Source organism: Nocardioides jensenii JCM 1364 = NBRC 14755 (assembly GCF_001552535.1).
GTDB classification, from domain to species: domain Bacteria; phylum Actinomycetota; class Actinomycetes; order Propionibacteriales; family Nocardioidaceae; genus Nocardioides; species Nocardioides jensenii.
In genome coordinates this window covers 63,968-80,390 of the sequence record NZ_BCRJ01000006.1, presented here as the reverse complement: position 1 = coordinate 80,390, position 16,423 = coordinate 63,968, and the positions used below count along the sequence as shown (strand labels likewise).

Below are 16,423 nucleotides of genomic sequence, written 5' to 3'. Positions count from 1 at the left end.
GTGCGCTACAGGCCTCGTTCGCGCCCGTCCTCCGGGTCACGCACAGGCGAGGTGGCGGGACCGGGCAGTTCGTCGATCCGACCAAGAGCAAACTGCATCGCGAAGATGAGGTCCTCCAGTCGGCTACGAAGCTGCTGTTCGGTCCAATCCTCGTCAAGCCGACCTGCCTCAACGAACTTCCGAGCCAGTCGGCGTACGTCGCTGGGGGCGACGGTGCCGGCCCAGATGTGTCCCTGCAGTGTGGCCACGACTCCGGCAAGCATCTCCACCGTGTCGCGGTCCATCACCACCGAGGGACCGAGGGCCTCATCATCTGGCTCCTCGACGTACTCAACCTCACTCATCAGACTGCAATCTTCATCAGCGACCGAGCCAGGCGTCGACCTTGTCGGGGTTGTCCGCGATCCACTTCTTCGCGGCGTCCTCCGGCGTCATCTTGTCGTCGGCGATGTACTTCGCGACCAGGTTCTGGTCCTCGTTGGTCCACGAGAAGCTCTTGACCAAGTCGACCATCGCTCCGCCGTCACCGGACCAACTGGTCGAGACGATCTTCTTCAACTCGGTCTCGGGGTAGTCGCAGGCGACCTTGGCCGGGTCGTCCTGGCAGCCGTCGGTGTACTCGGGCAGCGCGACCTTCTTGACCGGGATCTCGGCCAGCAACCACTGCGGGTCGTAGAAGTAGCCGATCATCCACTCCTTGTTCTTCTCCGCCTTCTTGAAGGCGGAGATGCTGGCCGCCTCGCCACCGGAGAAGACCACCTTGAAGTCGAGGTCGAGATTGGCGATGATCGCCTCGTCGAATTGTTTGTACGACGGGTCGGCTCCCAGGAACTGGCCCTTGCCGCCGGACTCCGAGGTCTTGAACTTGTCGGCGTACTTGTTGAGGTTCTCGTACTCCAGGATGTCCGGGTGCTCCTCGGCGAGCCACGGCGGCACGTACCAGCCGATGATGCCGATGTTGCCGGTCGGCCCGAAGTCCTCGGCCGAACCGTCGCCCTTCTCGGCGAAGTACTGGTCCTCCAGTGCCGGGTGGCCCCAGTCCTCGATGACCACGTCGACTCCGCCGCCCTTGAACTCCTGCCAGGCAACGTCCTCCTTGAGCTCCTTGTAGTTGACCTTGCAGCCGAGCTCCTGATCGGCGAGGGTGCCGACCACGTAGGCGTCGGCCGCCATCCCGACCCACGGGTTGACGGCCAGGTTGAGCTCGCCGTCGCCCCCGCACTCGGCCTGGGCCTCCTTGTTCTCGTCGGTCGCCTTGTCGATCGAACCGTCACCACATGCGGCGAGGACGAGGGCCAGGCACGCGGACACCCCCAGGACCCGAACGCCCCTGTTCCATCTGTTCTTCATCTGGATCTCCTTCTTCTCATGGCCGCTGTTGCATGGCCGATTCGCTTCATCCGGTGACGGCCAGTGGCTCGACGCGGTCGTTCGACTCCTCCTCCGCCCTTGCGGGTCGTCGTGTTCGGCGCCGCACCGGCGTCGAGGATCCCGTCACCGCGGCAGCCCGGAAGATCCGGTCCAGCATGATGCCGAGGAGCACGATGCTCAGGCCTCCGGCGAGTCCCTTGCCCCACTCCTCGAACCGGGAAAAGCCCAGTACGACGTCGTACCCGAGCGCACCGGCGCCCACCATGCCGCCGATCACCACCATCGACAGGACGTAGAGGAGTCCCTGGTTCGCCGCCAGCACCAGGGAGCGTGAGGCCATCGGCAGCTGCACCTTGGTGATCTCCTGCCAGGCCGTGGAGCCGGCCGAGCGGCCGGCCTCGAGGGTCGTCTCCGGCACCCCGCGTACGCCGTCGGCGACCAGCTTGATCGCCACCGGCGCGGCGTAGACGATCGCGGCGAAGATGGCCGTGAACCGGGTCTGGTCGAACAGGTAGAACACCGGCACCAGATAGACGAACGGCGGAATGGTCTGCCCCATGTCCAGCAGCGGCCGGATCATCAGGTCGACTCTGGGCCGCCGGGCCATCCAGACTCCGAAGATCACCGCCAGGATCATCGTGAGCAGGGTCGCGACCAGCACCATGTTCAGGGAGATCATCGCGTCGTGCCACAGGTCGAGGTACCAGATGCCTGTCAGGCACAGCACCGTCCAGGCCGTCACGGTGGCCGTCGTGGCCGTCGTCCGGAAGCCACCGACCACCAGGGCGAGGAGCAGGATCGCGGCGCCGCTGACGAACCACGGGGACTCGGCGAGCACGCTCTGCATCGGGTTGAGCAGGCCGTAGGTGACCAGGTCCTTGAACGCCCCGGTCAGGTCACCGAACGTGGAGAAGACCCAGCTCGCGACCTTGTTGATGCCGTCGGCCAGGTCGGACGACCAGCCCGTCGACGGATAGGTGGCGGCCCAGGAGTAGACGCGCGACATCTGGATCATCACGCCGACGGCGACGAGACCGACGGCAAGGCTGCCCCAGCGGTGCCGGCGGTTGCCGCCCCCACTGCGTGCCAGCAGCTCCGAGCGCTCGCTGGCGGCGGTGGTGGTGCGGTCCAGCATGATCGCCAGCAGCACCAGCATGGCGCCGGGCACCAGACCGCGGCCGACGTCGGCGATCTCCAGCGCGTCCACCACCGGCCTGCCGAGCCCGGGTCCGTTCACGTAGGAAGCGATGACCGCCATCGCGAGCGCGGCGAGCGTCGTCTGGTTGAGACCCACGATGATCGTGCGCCGGGCCATCGGCAGCTGCACCTTGAACAGCCGTTGCCATGCCCGCTGGCCCATCGAGTCGGTGGCCTCGATGGCCGTGGGTGACACCTGGCGGATGCCGAACCCGGCGACCCGGATCAGCGGAGGCAGCGCATAGATCAGGGTCGCGACGATGGCAGCCGGTGCGCCGGTTCCGAAGAACAGCACCACCGGGATCAGGTAGACGAAGGTCGGCATCGTCTGCATCAGGTCGAGGACGATGCCGATGATCCGGTTCGCCCAGTCGCTGGTGCCGATCAGGACCGCGATCGGCATGCCGATGATGACGGCACAGATGACGGCCAGCAGCGTGACGATCAGGGTGTCGACCGTGTCGGCCCAGAGCCCCATCACCGCGGCGATGAACATGATCGCGCCGTTCAGGACGGCGTACTTCCAGCCGGCGACCGCATGCGAGATCCACATGATGATGCCGAGCAGCCCGAGCCAACCGATCTCCGGCACCGGTCGCGGGTAGTTCGGCCTGGAGAGCATTCGTTGCAACCAGTCGACCGACTTCAGGGCGGCATCGGCGATCTGGCCGGTAAACTGCATGAGCGCGTTGTCGTCACGCCCGGCGATCAGGTCGTTGCGCCAGCCGGTCAGCTCGTTGTGAAGATCGGTGTGCTCGCGCCCGGGGAGGGCGAGTGTGTCGGTGCCCTTGGTCAGCGCCCAGACGACGACCCAGAGCCCGACCACCACCAGGGCCCAGGCCCAGCGCGGGATCCGACCGAGGCTCACGCCGACTCCTCGGCCACCACGACCCGGAGGATCGCGTCGTCGTCGACGATGCCGACCAGCTTGCCGTCGTCGATCACCCGGACCGGGTGGTCGGAGGCCAGCGCCGCCTGCGCGGCCGCTCGGACGATCGTGTCGGAGGTCATCACCGGCCCCTCACTCGAGTCGCCGGGTCGGGGGTCGCGCATCACCCACTTCAGGGTCAGCACGTGTGAGCGGGGTACGTCGGAGGTGAAGTCACGGACGTAGTCGTCAGCAGGTGCGCCGACCACCTCGTCGGGGGTGCCGATCTGCACGATCTCGCCGTCGCGCATGATCAGGATCCGGTCACCCAGCTTGAGCGCCTCCTGGAGGTCGTGGGTGATGAAGACCATCGTCTTCTTCAGCTCCGCCTGGAGCCGGATCACCTCGTTCTGCATGTCGCGACGGATCAGCGGGTCGAGAGCCGAGAACGGCTCGTCGAACAGCATCATCGACGGGTCGCCGGCCAGGGCGCGGGCCAGGCCGACCCGCTGCTGCATGCCGCCGGAGAGCTGGTCGGGGTAGGAGCTGCCGTAGCCGGTCAGGCCGACGAGATCGACCACCTCGGCTGCCTTGGCCCGCCGTTCCTTCTTGCCGACGCCGCGAATCTCGAGCCCGTAGGCGATGTTGTCGATCACCTGGCGGTGCGGCAGCAGGCCGAAGTGCTGGAACACCATGGAGACCTGGTTGCGGCGCAGGTCGCGCAGTCCGGCCGCGTTGGCCGACGTCACGTCCATCCCGCCGAGCTCGACCTCACCAGCGGTGGGCTCGATCAGCCGGGTCAGGCACCTGACCAGGGTCGACTTGCCGGAGCCGGACAGGCCCATCACCACGAACACCTCGCCCGGGGAGACATCGAAGGAGACGTCCTTGACGCCGACCACACAGCCGGTCTTCTCCTTGAGGTCGGCCCGGGAGAGGTCGGCGTCCGGCGTTCCGATGATCCGATCGGCCCGGGGGCCGAAGATCTTCCACAGGCCGCGCACGCTCAGGGCCGCGGCGCCGGAGGCGTCTGGCCCGGGACTGCTCTGGTTGACCAGAATCTCTGCGTCTGAGGTGGTCATTGAGGGGCCCCTTCGGAGTCGATGGAGTTGCGTGGATCGCCCGGCGGGTGCAGGGGTGCGCCGTCGCGATGGCGGTAGTAGGGCGCCTGGTCCGGCGCCAGGGGTGTGTTCCCGAGAATCAGGTCGGCGGCCTTCTCGGCCAGCATCATCACCGGCGCATAGATGTTCCCGTTCGTCACGTAGGGCATCGCCGACGCGTCGACCACCCGGAGCCCCTCGATGCCGTGCACCCGCAGCGACGTCGGGTCGAGCACGCTCATCGCGTCGGTGCCCATGCGGGTCGTGCACGAGGGGTGCAGCGCGGTCTCCGCGTCCTTGGCGACCCAGTCGAGGATCTCCTCGTCGGTCTCCACCTTCGGCCCCGGCGACACCTCGCCGCCGTTGAACGGGGCGAACGCCGGCTGCTCGAGGATGTCGCGGGCCACCCGGATCGCCTCCACCCACTCCTGGCGGTCCTGCTCGGTGGAGAGGTAGTTGAACCGCAGCGCCGGGTGTCGCGACGGGTCGGTGGAGGTGATCTTCACGCTGCCGCGCACGTCGGAGTACATCGGCCCGATGTGCACCTGGTAGCCGTGCGCACCCTTGTCGAGCCCGGCCGGCGCGCTGCCGTCGTAACGGATCGCGATCGGCAGGAAGTGGAACATCAGGTTCGGGTAGTCGACCCGGTCGTTGCCGCGGACGAATCCCCCGCCCTCGAAGTGGTTCGTGGCGCCCAGGCCCTTGCGGCGGAAGAGCCAGTCAGCGGCCAGCTTGGGCCGGTTGCGCCACTTGAGTCCGGGGGCGATCGAGACCGGCTGCGTGGCGGCGTACTGGATGTAGACCTCGAGGTGGTCCTGCAGGTTCTCCCCCACTCCCGGCAGGTCGTGGCGCGCCGCGATGCCGAGCGCCTCGAGCTCGGCCGCGTTGCCGATGCCGGAGAGCTGCAGCAGCTGCGGCGAGTTGATCGCCCCGCCGCACAGGATCACCTCCTCGGCGTACGTCGTGTGCTTGGTGCGTCCGCGCGACCACTCGACGCCCGTGGCCCGTTGACCCTCGAAGACCAGGCCCTCGACGAATGCGTAGGTCTTCACGTCGAGGTTGGGGCGGTCCATCACCGGGTGCAGGTAGGCCTGCGCGGCCGAGAATCGGCGGCCGTGGAAGACGTTGCGGTCGAAGCGGGCGAAGCCCTCCTGGCGATAGCCGTTGACGTCGTCGGTCAGCGGGTGTCCGGCCTGCTGGGCGGCTTCGAAGAACGCCCCGAACAGCGGGTTGAGTGCCGGGCCGCGCTCGAGTCGAAGCGGGCCGCTGCCGCCCCGCCACTGGTCGGCGCCGACGCTGCCGTCCGGGAGCAGCAGTGTCTCCATGCGCTTGAAGTAGGGCAGGCAGTGGGCATAGCCCCAGGTCTCCATGCCGTCGTCGGCGGCCCATCGCTCGTAGTCGAGCGGATTGCCGCGCTGGAAGATCATGCCGTTGATGCTGCTGGAACCACCGAGCACCTTGCCGCGGGCGTGATAGACGCGTCGGCCGCCCATGTGCGGCTCGGGTTCGGACTCGTACTTCCAGTCGTAGAACCTGCTGCCGATCGGAAACGGTAGGGCCGCCGGCATGTGGATGAAGGGGTCGAACTTGTAGTCGTTTCGTCCGGCCTCGAGGACGAGCACCGTGGTCGCCGGGTCGGCCGAGAGCCTGTTCGCGAGGGCGCACCCGGCGGAGCCGCCTCCGACGATGACGAAGTCGTAGCGATCGGTCATGCGCACCCACTCCCTTTCACGATTCGGCCCTCCACGGCCTTCCACGCTGTCAAGACCCGGCGAACCACCCCTGTGGCTCGGGTCGCAGGTTCTGCCAGACGTGCTTGGTCTCCTGGTACTCCTCCAGCCCCGCGCGACCCAGCTCGCGGCCGATGCCGGACTGCTTGAACCCGCCCCACTCGGCCTGGGGCACGTAGGGGTGGTAGTCGTTGACCCACACCGTGCCCATGCGCAGTCGGCGCGCCACGCGCTGGCCGCGGCCGGCGTCGCTGGTCCACACCGCGCCGGCCAGGCCGTAGATGCTGTCGTTGGCGATGCGCACCGCGTCGTCCTCGTCGGTGAAGGTCTCCACGGTCAGCACCGGGCCGAACGACTCGTCCTGGGCGACCGACATGTCGCTGGTGCACTCGTCGAGCACCGTCGGCAGGTAGTAGAAACCGCCGGCCAGCGCTGGGTCGTCGGGCCTGCCGCCACCGCACCGGAGCACCGCGCCCTCGGCGATCCCCGCCTCGACGTACGCCTCGACCTTGGCCAGGTGGGCGGCACTGGTCAGCGGACCGGTCTCGGCCTGGGTGTCGAACGGCCCACCGAGTCGGATCAGCCTGGCCCGCTCGACCAAGGCGTCGACGAACTCGTCGTGGATCGACTCCTCGACGACCAGACGGGCGCCGGCCGAGCAGACCTGGCCCGAATGCAGGAAGACCGCGGTCAGCGCCATGTCGAGGGCTGCTTCTCGAGGCGCGTCGGCGAAGACCACGTTGGGGTTCTTGCCACCCAGCTCGAGCGCGACCCGTTTCACCGTGCCGGCCGCGTTGGCCATCAGCACCTTGCCGACAGCCAGGCTTCCGGTGAAGGAGACCAGGTCGACGCGGGGGTCGGTGCTGAGCAGGCTGCCCGCGCCGGGGCCGTCTCCGAGGACGAGGTTGCCCACGCCCGGCGGCAGACCCGCCTCCTCGAGGAGCCGCATCAGGAGGATCGCGGAGTGCGGTGTGATCTCACTCGGTTTGAGCACGAACGTGTTGCCGGCAGCCAGGCAGGGCGCGACCTTCCATGACGTCTGCAGCAAGGGGTAGTTCCACGGCGTGATCAGTCCGCACACGCCGAGGGGCTCGTGCACCACGCAACTGGCGACGTCCCGGTCACCGGTGTCGACGACCCGGCCCGCGTCCTCGGCCGCCACGAGACCGTAGTGGCGGAACACGCCCACGACGTCGTCGACGTCGTACTCGCTCTCGACGAGCCTCTTGCCGGTGTCGAGCGACTCCGCTCGTGCCACCGTCGCCCTGTCCCGCTCGAGCAGGTCGGCCACCCGCAGCAGCAGGTCCCCCCGTTCGCGGGCCGCGGTCGTGGGCCACGGTCCGTCGTGGAAGGCCCGGTGCGCGGCAGCGATCGCCGCGGCGGTGTCGGCAGCGTCCCCGTCGTCGACCTCAGCGACCAGGGTGCCGTCGGCGGGACAGCGGATCTCGCGTCGACCGTGAGCGCGCGCGGCACACCACTGGCCGTCAATGTAGATCTCCGGCACCGCTCGCCCCACCTCTCCGGAGGGTCTCGTCGCGCATCACGCAACATGTCTCATGTCACGCAACCCACAGGATCGCCCTTTGGCAGGATTGCCGCCTGTCCCTGCGACGTCAAGTGAATCGAGGAACTTTGACCTAACGGTGACCCCAGCCCAGGCGGTAGGACACCTCGGTGGCGGCCGCGATCACCTGCTCGACGACCTCGTCCACCCGCTCGCGGTCGAGTCGCAAGGTGGGGCCGGAGACGCTCATCGAGGCGATCACGTCACCGTGGGCGTTCCGGATCGGCGCGGCGACGGCGGTCAGACCCACCTCGAGCTCGTCGACGGCCACCGCATGGCCCACGTCGCGAGCATGGTCGAGCTCCTTGCGGAGCTTGCCCTTCCGCGTGATCGTCAGCTCGGTGTAGGCCGGCAGGGCTCCGAGGAACTCCTCCAGGTCGTCGGGCGCCAGACCGCTGAGCAGGACCTTGCCGTTGCTGGTCGCGTGGAGGGGGATGTGCTGGCCGACCCAGTTGTGCGACTGCAGGGCCGAGGATCCGGCGACCTGGTCGAGGTAGAGCGCCGAGTGCTCGGAGAGCACGGCGATGTTCACCGTCTCCCCGGTCTCGGCGGCCAGCTTCCGGCAGACCGACCGGGCCTCCTGGACCACGTCGAGCCGGGCCGTGGTGGCCCCGGCGAGGCGCAGGATGCCCACGCCGAGGCGGTACTTGCCGCGTTCGCCCGTCTGCTCCACGAGACCGTGCGCCTCGAGCGTGGCCACCAGCCGGAAGGCCGTGCTCTTGTGGACTCCGAGCTCGCCGGCGATCTCGGTCACTCCGACCACCCCGAGTCGGGCGATGCCTTCGAGGATGTTCAGCGCCCGGTCGACCGACTGGACTCCGTCAACCGTGCGGGGCTTGTCCATGCCGCGACATTAGCGCAGGCACTGGCGCAGGTGCTGTTGCGTATCGCAGACTGTTGCAGCGAACTACGCAACACGCTCGATGCCACAGAACAGGGGCACCATGGTTCTCCAGTACGCCGCCAACGCCAGCGACCCAGCCGGTGACTTCGTCCTCACGCTGGTCTGCCCCGACCGCTCCGGCATCGTGCACGCGGTGACGGGATTCCTGGTGCGCAATCGAGCCAACATCATCGAGAGCCAGCAGTTCGGAGACCGGCTCACGAACCGGTTCTTCATGCGTATCGACTTCGAGGTCGAGGGTGCGGCCCCCGACGTGGCAGCACTTCGCGAGGACTTCGCCGATGTCGCTGCCGAGCTGTCGATGGCCTTCGAACTGTGGGACGCGGCCGCGCCGTACCGCACGCTGATCATGGTCTCCAAGCATCTCCACTGTCTCAACGACCTGCTCTTCCGCACCTCCACCGGCGCCCTTCAGATCGAGATCCCCGCGGTCATCTCGAACCATCCCGACGCCGAGGCACTGGTCCGGTCCTACGGCATCGACTTCCACCACATTCCGGTGACGGCCGCTACCAAGCCGGCGGCCGAGGCGGAGATGCTGCGCCTGGTCGCCGAGCACGGGGTCGACCTCGTCGTGCTGGCCCGCTACATGCAGGTGCTCTCCGACCCGACGTGTCGTGCGCTGTCCGGCAAGGCGATCAACATCCACCACTCGTTCCTGCCCAGCTTCAAGGGCGCCAAGCCCTACCACCAGGCCTTCGACCGGGGCGTGAAGCTGGTCGGCGCGACCGCCCACTACGTCACCGGCGACCTCGACGAGGGGCCGATCATCGAGCAGGACGTGATGCGCGTCGACCACAACCACAACCAGGAGCAGCTCGTCTCCGCCGGGCGCGACGTGGAGGCTCAGGTGCTCTCACGGGCCGTGCGTTGGCACTCCGAGTCCCGGGTGCTGCTCAACGGCCACCGCACCGTCGTCTTCCGCTGACCCCCGGGGGGGGTCTCCAGAACACGTCACCTTCGCCACCTTCGCCACCGCCGCCGTACGCCGGACGCCGGACGCGTTGAGTGCACGATCCGTGTCGAGAATCGGGTCGAACTCGACATCGATCGTGCACTCAACTCCGGCCCGACCCAGGGGAGTCCTGCTCGCATTCTCGACGGGCGCTGCTCGCTGATGGACCACCGGGGTGCGGTCGTCCACGGGGGCGTGGTCAGTCGCCGAGCTCCTTGCGGCGGCGTGTCACGAACTCCTCCAGCTCCTGGCGTACGCCGTCATCGAGCGCCGGCGGCGAGAACTCCTCGAGCTTGGTGCGGTAGATGGAGCCGGCCCGTGCCGCGGTGTCGAGTCCGCCACCACGGGTCCAGCGCTCGAAGTTCTCCGACGAGGAGAGCATCGGCCGGTAGAAGCAGGTGCGGAAGCGCTCCATGGTGTGCGCCGCGCCCAGGAAGTGGCCGCCGTGGCCGACCTCCTGGTGGGCGTCGAAGGCCAGCGACGCCTCGTCGATCTCGAGCGGGGTGAACTCCGCCTCGAGCATCTGCAGGATCTCGGTGTCGACGATGAACTTCTCGTAGCCCGAGACCAGCCCACCCTCGAGCCACCCGGCCGCGTGCATCACCCAGTTCGCACCGGCCAGGAACGTGGGCAGCATCGTCATCAGCGCCTCGTATCCGGCCTGCGCGTCCGGCACCTGGGACGACGTGAGTCCGCCCCCGGTGCGGAAGGGCAGGCCGAACCGACGGGCGATCTGACCCGTGCACAGCAACCCGATCCCCGACTCGGGGGTGCCGAAGGTGGGCGAGCCGGACTGCATGTCGATGTTGGAGAGGAACGAGCCGAAGACCACGGGTGCGCCCGGCCTGATCAGCTGGGCCAGCGCAATGCCGGAGAGGGCCTCGGCGATCTGCTGCACCAGGGCCGCGGGCACCGTCACCGGCGACATCGCCCCCATCAGCAGGAAGGGTGTGAGGATGACCGGCTGCCCCGCCGCGACGTACTCGAACATCGACTCCAGCATCCGGTCGTCCCAGTGCAGCGGGGAGTTGCAGTTGATCAGCGAGATCGTGGCCGGCGTCTTCTCGATCGCCTCCCGCGAGCCGAAGACGATGTCGCACATCGCCAACACGTCGCGGGCGTTGACCGCCGAGACGACGTTGCCCATGAACACCTTGTCGGTCTCGGTGAGCAGGGCCAGCGTCATGTCGAGGTGCCGGCTGTCGAGCGGGGTGTCGTTGGGTTCGCAGATCACGCCACCGGCGGAGTCGAGCACCGGGAACGACTGCGCCAGCCGGCTGAAGTTGCGGAAGTCGGCCATCGTGGCGTCACGTCGGGTCTCACCCTCGCGCACGAACGGCGGTCCGTAGACAGCGGCGAAGGCCATCGCGTCACCGCCGATGTGCACGTTGTTCACCGGGTTGCGAGCCTGTACGTCGAACTCGCGCGGCGCCTTGGCCACCTGGGCCAGCACGAACTCCGGATCGAGGAAGACGGTGTTGTCCTCGACCTTCTGTCCCGCGGCGCGGAAGAGCTCCAGCGCCCGCTCGTCCATGAACTCCACACCGATCTCGGTGAGGATCCGTCGCCAGCCGCCGTCGAGGGTGGCCATCGCCTCAGCCGAGAGAATCTCGTAGCGCGGCATCCGGTTCCTGAACATACATCCTCCTGTGTCGCTCTTGACCCCGACCTTGTCGAGATCTTAACCTCATAATGTGGGAATGCGGTTCCATATTATGGAACATGCTTGAGGAGTGCGACGCGAGGACGGCAGCAGTTGAGCAACACCGGCAAAGAGCCCGCCACCGGGACCCAGGCACTCGACCGAGCGGCCACGTTGATCCGCACCGTGGTGCAGGCCGACGAACCATTGAGCTTCGTCGACCTCTTCGAGGAGTGCGGACTGCCGAAGTCGACGACCTCACGACTGTTGACGGCGCTCGAGCGCACCGAGCTGCTCGAGCGCAACGGCGACGGCTCCTACGTCGCCGGCCCGCTGTTCTGGCTCTACGCCACCCGGCACGACCCGTGGGAGGAGCTGGTCCGCCTGGCCCGCCCGACGATGGAGAAGGTCGGCAAGGACACCCTCGAGACGGTGAACCTGGCGGTGCCTCGCGGCGACCGGGTGGTCCAGGTCGCCCAGGTCGACACGCCCTACATGCTCGGCACCCGTGACTGGACCGAGGTCGAGGTTCCTGCGCACTGCTCCGCGTTGGGCAAGATCCTCTACACCCACGCGGTCCTCGAGCTGCCGACAGGTCGCCTCGACCAGCTCACCGAGCACACCGTCGCCGACGTCGACGACCTGCGTCGCGACCTCGACCGGGGGCGTCGGCGCGGCTACGCGACCACGGTCGACGAGCTGGAGATCGGGCTCACCGGTGTGGCCGCGGCGGTGCGTGGCGCCGACGGCACGGTGATCGCTTCCCTGGGCATCTCGGGGCCCAGCCAACGGCTGCAAGGCCGGCTCGACCTCGTCGGGCACACCCTGATCGACCGGGCGGACCAGCTCTCCGTGCTGCTCCGACGGCGAACCCGAAAGGAGGGGGCCGCATGACCTCCCCGGAACTGACTCCCGAAGAGATCCTGCAGGGCCTCTACGACGACACCCTCGTCGGCAACGCCCCACACGTCCTCGAGCTGACCCACCAGGGCCTCGAGCTCGACATGGAGCCCCAGACCCTGCTCTTCGACGCACTGATCCCCTCACTCGAGGAGGTCGGCGCGCGCTTCGAGCGCGGCGACTTCTTCGTGCCCGAGATGCTGATCGCCGGCCGGGCCATGGCCGGGGCGATGGAGGTGCTGCGGCCCCTGCTCGCCGAGACCGGGGCCGAGACGATCGGCAAGTTCCTGATGGGCACGGTCAAGGGCGACGTGCACGACATCGGCAAGAACCTGGTCAACATCATGCTCGAGGGCGCCGGCTTCGAGGTGATCGACCTGGGGGTCCAGGTCCCGCCCGAGAAGTTCGTCGCCGCGATCGAGGAGCACCAGCCCGACATCGTCGGCTTCTCCGCGTTCCTCACCACCACGATGCCGATGTTCAAGGCCAACATGAACGCGCTGGAGAAGTCCGGCGTCCGCGACAGCGTGATCGTCATGGTCGGCGGTGCGCCGGTGACCCAGGAGTACGCCGATGCGGTGGGCGCCGACGGCTACGCCCCCGACGCCTCGGCCTGCGTGAAGAAGGCGAAGGCCCTGATCAAGGACCGCCGCTCCAAGGTGCCGGCATGAGCGCGAGCTCGCCGGCCACCCCCCTCGAGACGGTGCTGCGCTCGGCGAGTCGCGAGGTCGTGATCGGCCACGGTCGCCGGTTCTGCCTGATCGGCGAGCGCATCAACCCGACCGGTCGCCGGATCTTCCAGGAACAGCTGCGCGCGGGTGACCTGTCCGCCGTCGAACGCGACGTCCACGCCCAGGTGGCGGGTGGGGCCGACGTCCTCGACATCAACATGGGGGTGCCACTGACCGACGAGGCCAACCTCCTGGTCCGGGCGATCCAGAAGGTGCAGGGCCTCACCGACCTGCCCATCTGCATCGACTCCAGCGTGGTCGAGGCCCTCGAGGCCGGGCTGGCGGCGTACGACGGCAGGGCGCTGGTCAACTCCGTCACCGCCGAGGACGAGCGTCTCGAGCAGATCCTGCCGCTGGTGAAGAAGCACGACGCCGCCGTCATCGCGTTGCCCAACGACGAGCACGAGATCCCGATGGAGGTGGAGAAGCGGCTGGAGCTGACCGAGAAGATCATCCGGGTCGCCACCACCGAGTACGGCATCGCGGCCGCCGACATCGTCATCGATCCGTTGGCGATGCCGATCGGCGCCGACACCACCACGCTGATGACCACCCTCGAGACCATGCGGCGGATCAGGCACGACTTCGGCGTCAACATGACGTGCGGCGCCTCCAACGTCTCCTTCGGCATGCCCGACCGACACACGCTCGGCGCCACGTTCCTGCCGATGGCCATGCTCTCCGGGCTGACCAGCGCGATCATGGACGCGCGCACTCCCCAGATCGTCACCGCGGTCAAGGCCGCCGACCTGCTCCTCGACCACGACGAGTGGGGCTCTGCCTGGATCGCCGGTCACCGCGCGAGGAGGGACGAGTCGGCGTGACCGAGGTGAGCGGCGACCCGGGCGTCCCCGACGGCCAGGAGCTGCCTCCCGACGCCGAGCCGCCCGAGGTCTCCGTCATGGAGATCCAGCGTGAGGGGCTGCTCGAAGCACGCGGAGCCGACACCCAACCGCACGACGGGCTGGGCCGGGTGACGCTCTCGTTCACCGTGCAGACCGGCCCCGCCGCCGGCACCTCCGACGAGGCTCCTGCCAGCCAACGCTCGGTCCGGGTGCCGCCGGGTGTCAACGTCTTCGACGCCGCATCGTGGAACGGGATCGCGATCGACTCGACCTGCGGCGGTCACGGCACGTGCCACAAGTGCAAGGTGCAGGTGGAGGGGTCGACGCCGGTGACGCGCCACGACGTCCGCACCTTCACACCGGCACAGCTCGATGAGGGATGGCGACTCGCCTGCCTCGTGCCCGCCACCCGCGACCTTCAGGTGTTCGTGCCGCCCCTGACCACCCGCCCGAAGGCCGCCACCGTCGGCGTCGGGCGGCAGGTGATCCTGCGGCCGGCCGTGCAGAAGCGGTACGTCGAGCTCGACGAGCCGACCCTCGCTGACCAGCGCAGCGACCTCGTGCGCCTGCTCGACGCGATCACCGACCTCGCGCCGTCCCCCGACCTGCACGTGCTGCGTCAGCTGCCCGGGGTGCTCCGCGCCGCGGACTTCAAGGTGACCGCGGTGATCGTCGACGAGGCACTGGTCGCGATCGAGCCCGGGGACACCACCGACCACCGGCACGCGATCGCCTTCGACCTCGGCACCACCACGGTGGTCGCGACGCTTCTCGACCTGACCACCGGCACCCCGGTCTCCGTGGCGTCGATGCTCAACAAGCAACAGCCCTTCGGTGGCGACGTGATCAGCCGGATCAGCGCGACGATGATGGACGATCGCGCCCTCGAACGACTCCAGCAGGCGGCCGGAGCCACCTTGGCCGAGCTCGCCGAGCAGGTCTGCCGCGAGGGCGGCGTGCCTGCGGAGTCGGTCTACGAAGTCGCCCTCGCCGGCAACGCCACGATGGTCGCCCTGGCCCTCGGGATCGATCCCGAGCCGATCGGTGTCGCCCCGTTCGTGATGACTACGGCGCTGCCGCCCACCGTGCTGGCCGCCGACCTGGGCCTGGCACTGCACCCGCGGGCCCGGGCCGTCATGTTCCCCGCGCTCGGGGCGTACGTCGGCGGCGACATCGTGGCCGGCATGCTCGCCACCGGGATGGATCGCGACAAGCGCACGCGGCTCTTCATCGATGTCGGCACCAACTGCGAGATCGTGCTCAGCGACGGCGACACGATCGTGTCGACCGCGGCCCCGGCCGGGCCGGCCTTCGAGGGCGGCGCGATTCGTTGCGGCATGCGTGCCGCCGAAGGCGCCATCGAGGTGGTGAGGCTCCACGTCGACGTGGACTCGACCGATCCGGTCGAGCTGCAGGTGATCGGCGACGTGGCGCCCCGCGGCCTGTGTGGCTCGGGACTCGTCGATGCGGTCGCCGAGCTGGTGCGGGTGGGGTTGCTCGACGACTCCGGACGCTTCGTGCCCGAGGATGCCGCGGCCGAGGTGGCACCCGGTCTGGCCGACCGACTGACCCGGGTGGGTGAGGAGCGGGTGTTCGTGCTGCACCGACCGGCGCCCGACGCCGACCCGGTCGACTGTGTCGTGCTCTCCCAGCGCGACGTCCGTGAGCTGCAGTTCGCCAAGGCCGCGATCTCCACGGGGTGGTCGCTCCTGCTCGACGAACTCGGGCTCGAGCACCGCGACGTGCAACAGGTCCTGCTCGCCGGCTCGTTCGGCAGCTACCTCTCCCCCGCGGCCGCCGTACGCATCGGCCTGGTGCCGCCCTTGCCCCTGTTGCGCATCGTGTCGGCAGGCAACGTGGCCGGCGAGGGCGCGAAGATGGCGCTGCTCTCCCTGGCGGAGCGGGCCGGCGCCCAGACCCTGGTGGAGGAGGTGACCTATGTCGAGCTCTCCGACCGTCCCGACTTCAACGAGCGGTTCATCGAGCACCTCGGCTTCAGCCGGGGATCGTGACCGCCGAACGGCCCTGATCGCCTGCGGCGCCCTCGCCCAGCCGGCCGCGCAGATCGCCGAGCGCCGCGGGTGGGCGATCGACGTGCACCCGCTTCCTCCGCTCCTGCACAACCAGCCGCACCTGATCGCCGACCAGGTGCGCGCCCTGGCCCTGGCCCTCCGTGACGGTGGTGTGCGCGTCGTCGTCGGGTACGCCGACTGCGGCACGTACGGCGCCCTGGACGAGGTGTGTGCCGAGCTCGGGATCGACCGCCTGCCCGGACTGCACTGCTACGACGTCTTCGGCGGCGCCTCGCGGATCGAGAAGTTCTTCGCCGAGCAGCCGGGAACCTACGTGCTGACCGACTTCCTGGTGCGGTCGTTCGAGCGCACGGTCGTGCGCGAGCTCGGTCTCGATCGGCACCCGGAGCTGCGCGACGACTACTTCGGCCAGTACACCCGGGTCGTCTGGCTCGCCCAGGAGCCGGACGACGAGCTGGACCGGCTCGCCACCGATGCCGCCGCCAGGATCGGGCTCCCGCTGACCGTGGTTCCCACCGGACTGACCGGCCTCGAGGACGCACTGGCCGGGCTGGTCGGGGCCATGACCTCCTGACCGCTCGGC

General features: G+C 68.7%; 14 protein-coding genes. 6 read left to right on the top strand and 8 right to left on the bottom strand.

The annotated features are described in order from the left end of the window. Positions 1–5: 5 nt before the first annotated feature. From NJ4_RS03600 to NJ4_RS03570, 7 genes are all read right to left on the bottom strand, one after another. A complete protein-coding gene (locus NJ4_RS03600) occupies positions 6–344 on the bottom strand; it encodes a hypothetical protein (protein ID WP_067430301.1) in 339 nt (112 codons plus the stop codon). A 16-nt stretch (positions 345–360) separates the two neighbouring features. Further along, the gene (locus NJ4_RS03595) at positions 361–1,350 is read right to left on the bottom strand and encodes an ABC transporter substrate-binding protein (RefSeq protein WP_067430298.1); all 990 of its coding nucleotides are present in this window, start codon (positions 1,348–1,350) and stop codon (positions 361–363) included. Positions 1,351–1,396: 46 nt separating this feature from the next. Continuing rightward, positions 1,397–3,436, bottom strand: coding sequence for an ABC transporter permease (locus tag NJ4_RS03590; protein WP_067430295.1), 2,040 nt, complete (start codon positions 3,434–3,436; stop codon positions 1,397–1,399). Next, positions 3,433–4,518, bottom strand: coding sequence for a quaternary amine ABC transporter ATP-binding protein (locus NJ4_RS03585; RefSeq protein ID WP_067430291.1), 1,086 nt, complete (start codon positions 4,516–4,518; stop codon positions 3,433–3,435). The genes NJ4_RS03590 and NJ4_RS03585 overlap by 4 nt, the downstream gene beginning before the upstream one ends. Continuing rightward, on the bottom strand, positions 4,515–6,248 hold the full coding sequence (gene betA, locus NJ4_RS03580) for a choline dehydrogenase (RefSeq protein ID WP_067430288.1): 1,734 nt from the start codon (positions 6,246–6,248) through the stop codon (positions 4,515–4,517). The genes NJ4_RS03585 and betA overlap by 4 nt, the downstream gene beginning before the upstream one ends. Before the next feature lie 49 nt (positions 6,249–6,297). Then, positions 6,298–7,770: an aldehyde dehydrogenase family protein gene (locus NJ4_RS03575; protein ID WP_067430285.1), complete on the bottom strand. Its 1,473-nt coding sequence runs from the start codon at positions 7,768–7,770 to the stop codon at positions 6,298–6,300. 133 nt (positions 7,771–7,903) lie between these two features. Continuing rightward, positions 7,904–8,674 carry an IclR family transcriptional regulator gene (locus tag NJ4_RS03570; protein WP_067430282.1) on the bottom strand — a complete coding sequence of 257 codons (771 nt, stop codon included), beginning with the start codon at positions 8,672–8,674 and terminating at the stop codon, positions 7,904–7,906. Positions 8,675–8,774: 100 nt separating this feature from the next. Here NJ4_RS03570 and purU point away from each other — a divergent pair, with 100 nt between their 5' ends. Beyond that, positions 8,775–9,662, top strand: a complete 888-nt coding sequence (purU, locus tag NJ4_RS03565) for a formyltetrahydrofolate deformylase (RefSeq protein WP_067430279.1) — start codon at positions 8,775–8,777, stop codon at positions 9,660–9,662. A 226-nt stretch (positions 9,663–9,888) separates the two neighbouring features. On the opposite strand, the gene NJ4_RS03560 is transcribed toward purU, so the two are convergent. Then, positions 9,889–11,328, bottom strand: coding sequence for a trimethylamine methyltransferase family protein (locus NJ4_RS03560; protein ID WP_067430276.1), 1,440 nt, complete (start codon positions 11,326–11,328; stop codon positions 9,889–9,891). Positions 11,329–11,445: 117 nt separating this feature from the next. Here NJ4_RS03560 and NJ4_RS03555 point away from each other — a divergent pair, with 117 nt between their 5' ends. The 5 genes from NJ4_RS03555 to NJ4_RS03535 are packed head-to-tail and all read left to right on the top strand — an operon-like array spanning position 11,446 to position 16,414. Continuing rightward, a complete protein-coding gene (locus tag NJ4_RS03555) occupies positions 11,446–12,225 on the top strand; it encodes an IclR family transcriptional regulator (RefSeq protein WP_067430273.1) in 780 nt (259 codons plus the stop codon). Next, positions 12,222–12,902: a corrinoid protein gene (locus NJ4_RS03550; protein ID WP_217996738.1), complete on the top strand. Its 681-nt coding sequence runs from the start codon at positions 12,222–12,224 to the stop codon at positions 12,900–12,902. The genes NJ4_RS03555 and NJ4_RS03550 overlap by 4 nt, the downstream gene beginning before the upstream one ends. Beyond that, complete coding sequence (locus tag NJ4_RS03545) at positions 12,899–13,786, top strand: dihydropteroate synthase (protein WP_067430269.1); 888 nt, start codon at positions 12,899–12,901, stop codon at positions 13,784–13,786. Before NJ4_RS03550 ends, NJ4_RS03545 begins: the two co-directional genes overlap by 4 nt. Further along, a complete protein-coding gene (locus NJ4_RS03540; protein WP_217996737.1) occupies positions 13,783–15,819 on the top strand; it encodes an ASKHA domain-containing protein in 2,037 nt (678 codons plus the stop codon). The genes NJ4_RS03545 and NJ4_RS03540 overlap by 4 nt, the downstream gene beginning before the upstream one ends. Then, a complete protein-coding gene (locus NJ4_RS03535) occupies positions 15,746–16,414 on the top strand; it encodes a DUF1638 domain-containing protein (RefSeq protein WP_082748145.1) in 669 nt (222 codons plus the stop codon). Before NJ4_RS03540 ends, NJ4_RS03535 begins: the two co-directional genes overlap by 74 nt. Positions 16,415–16,423 lie beyond the last annotated feature (9 nt).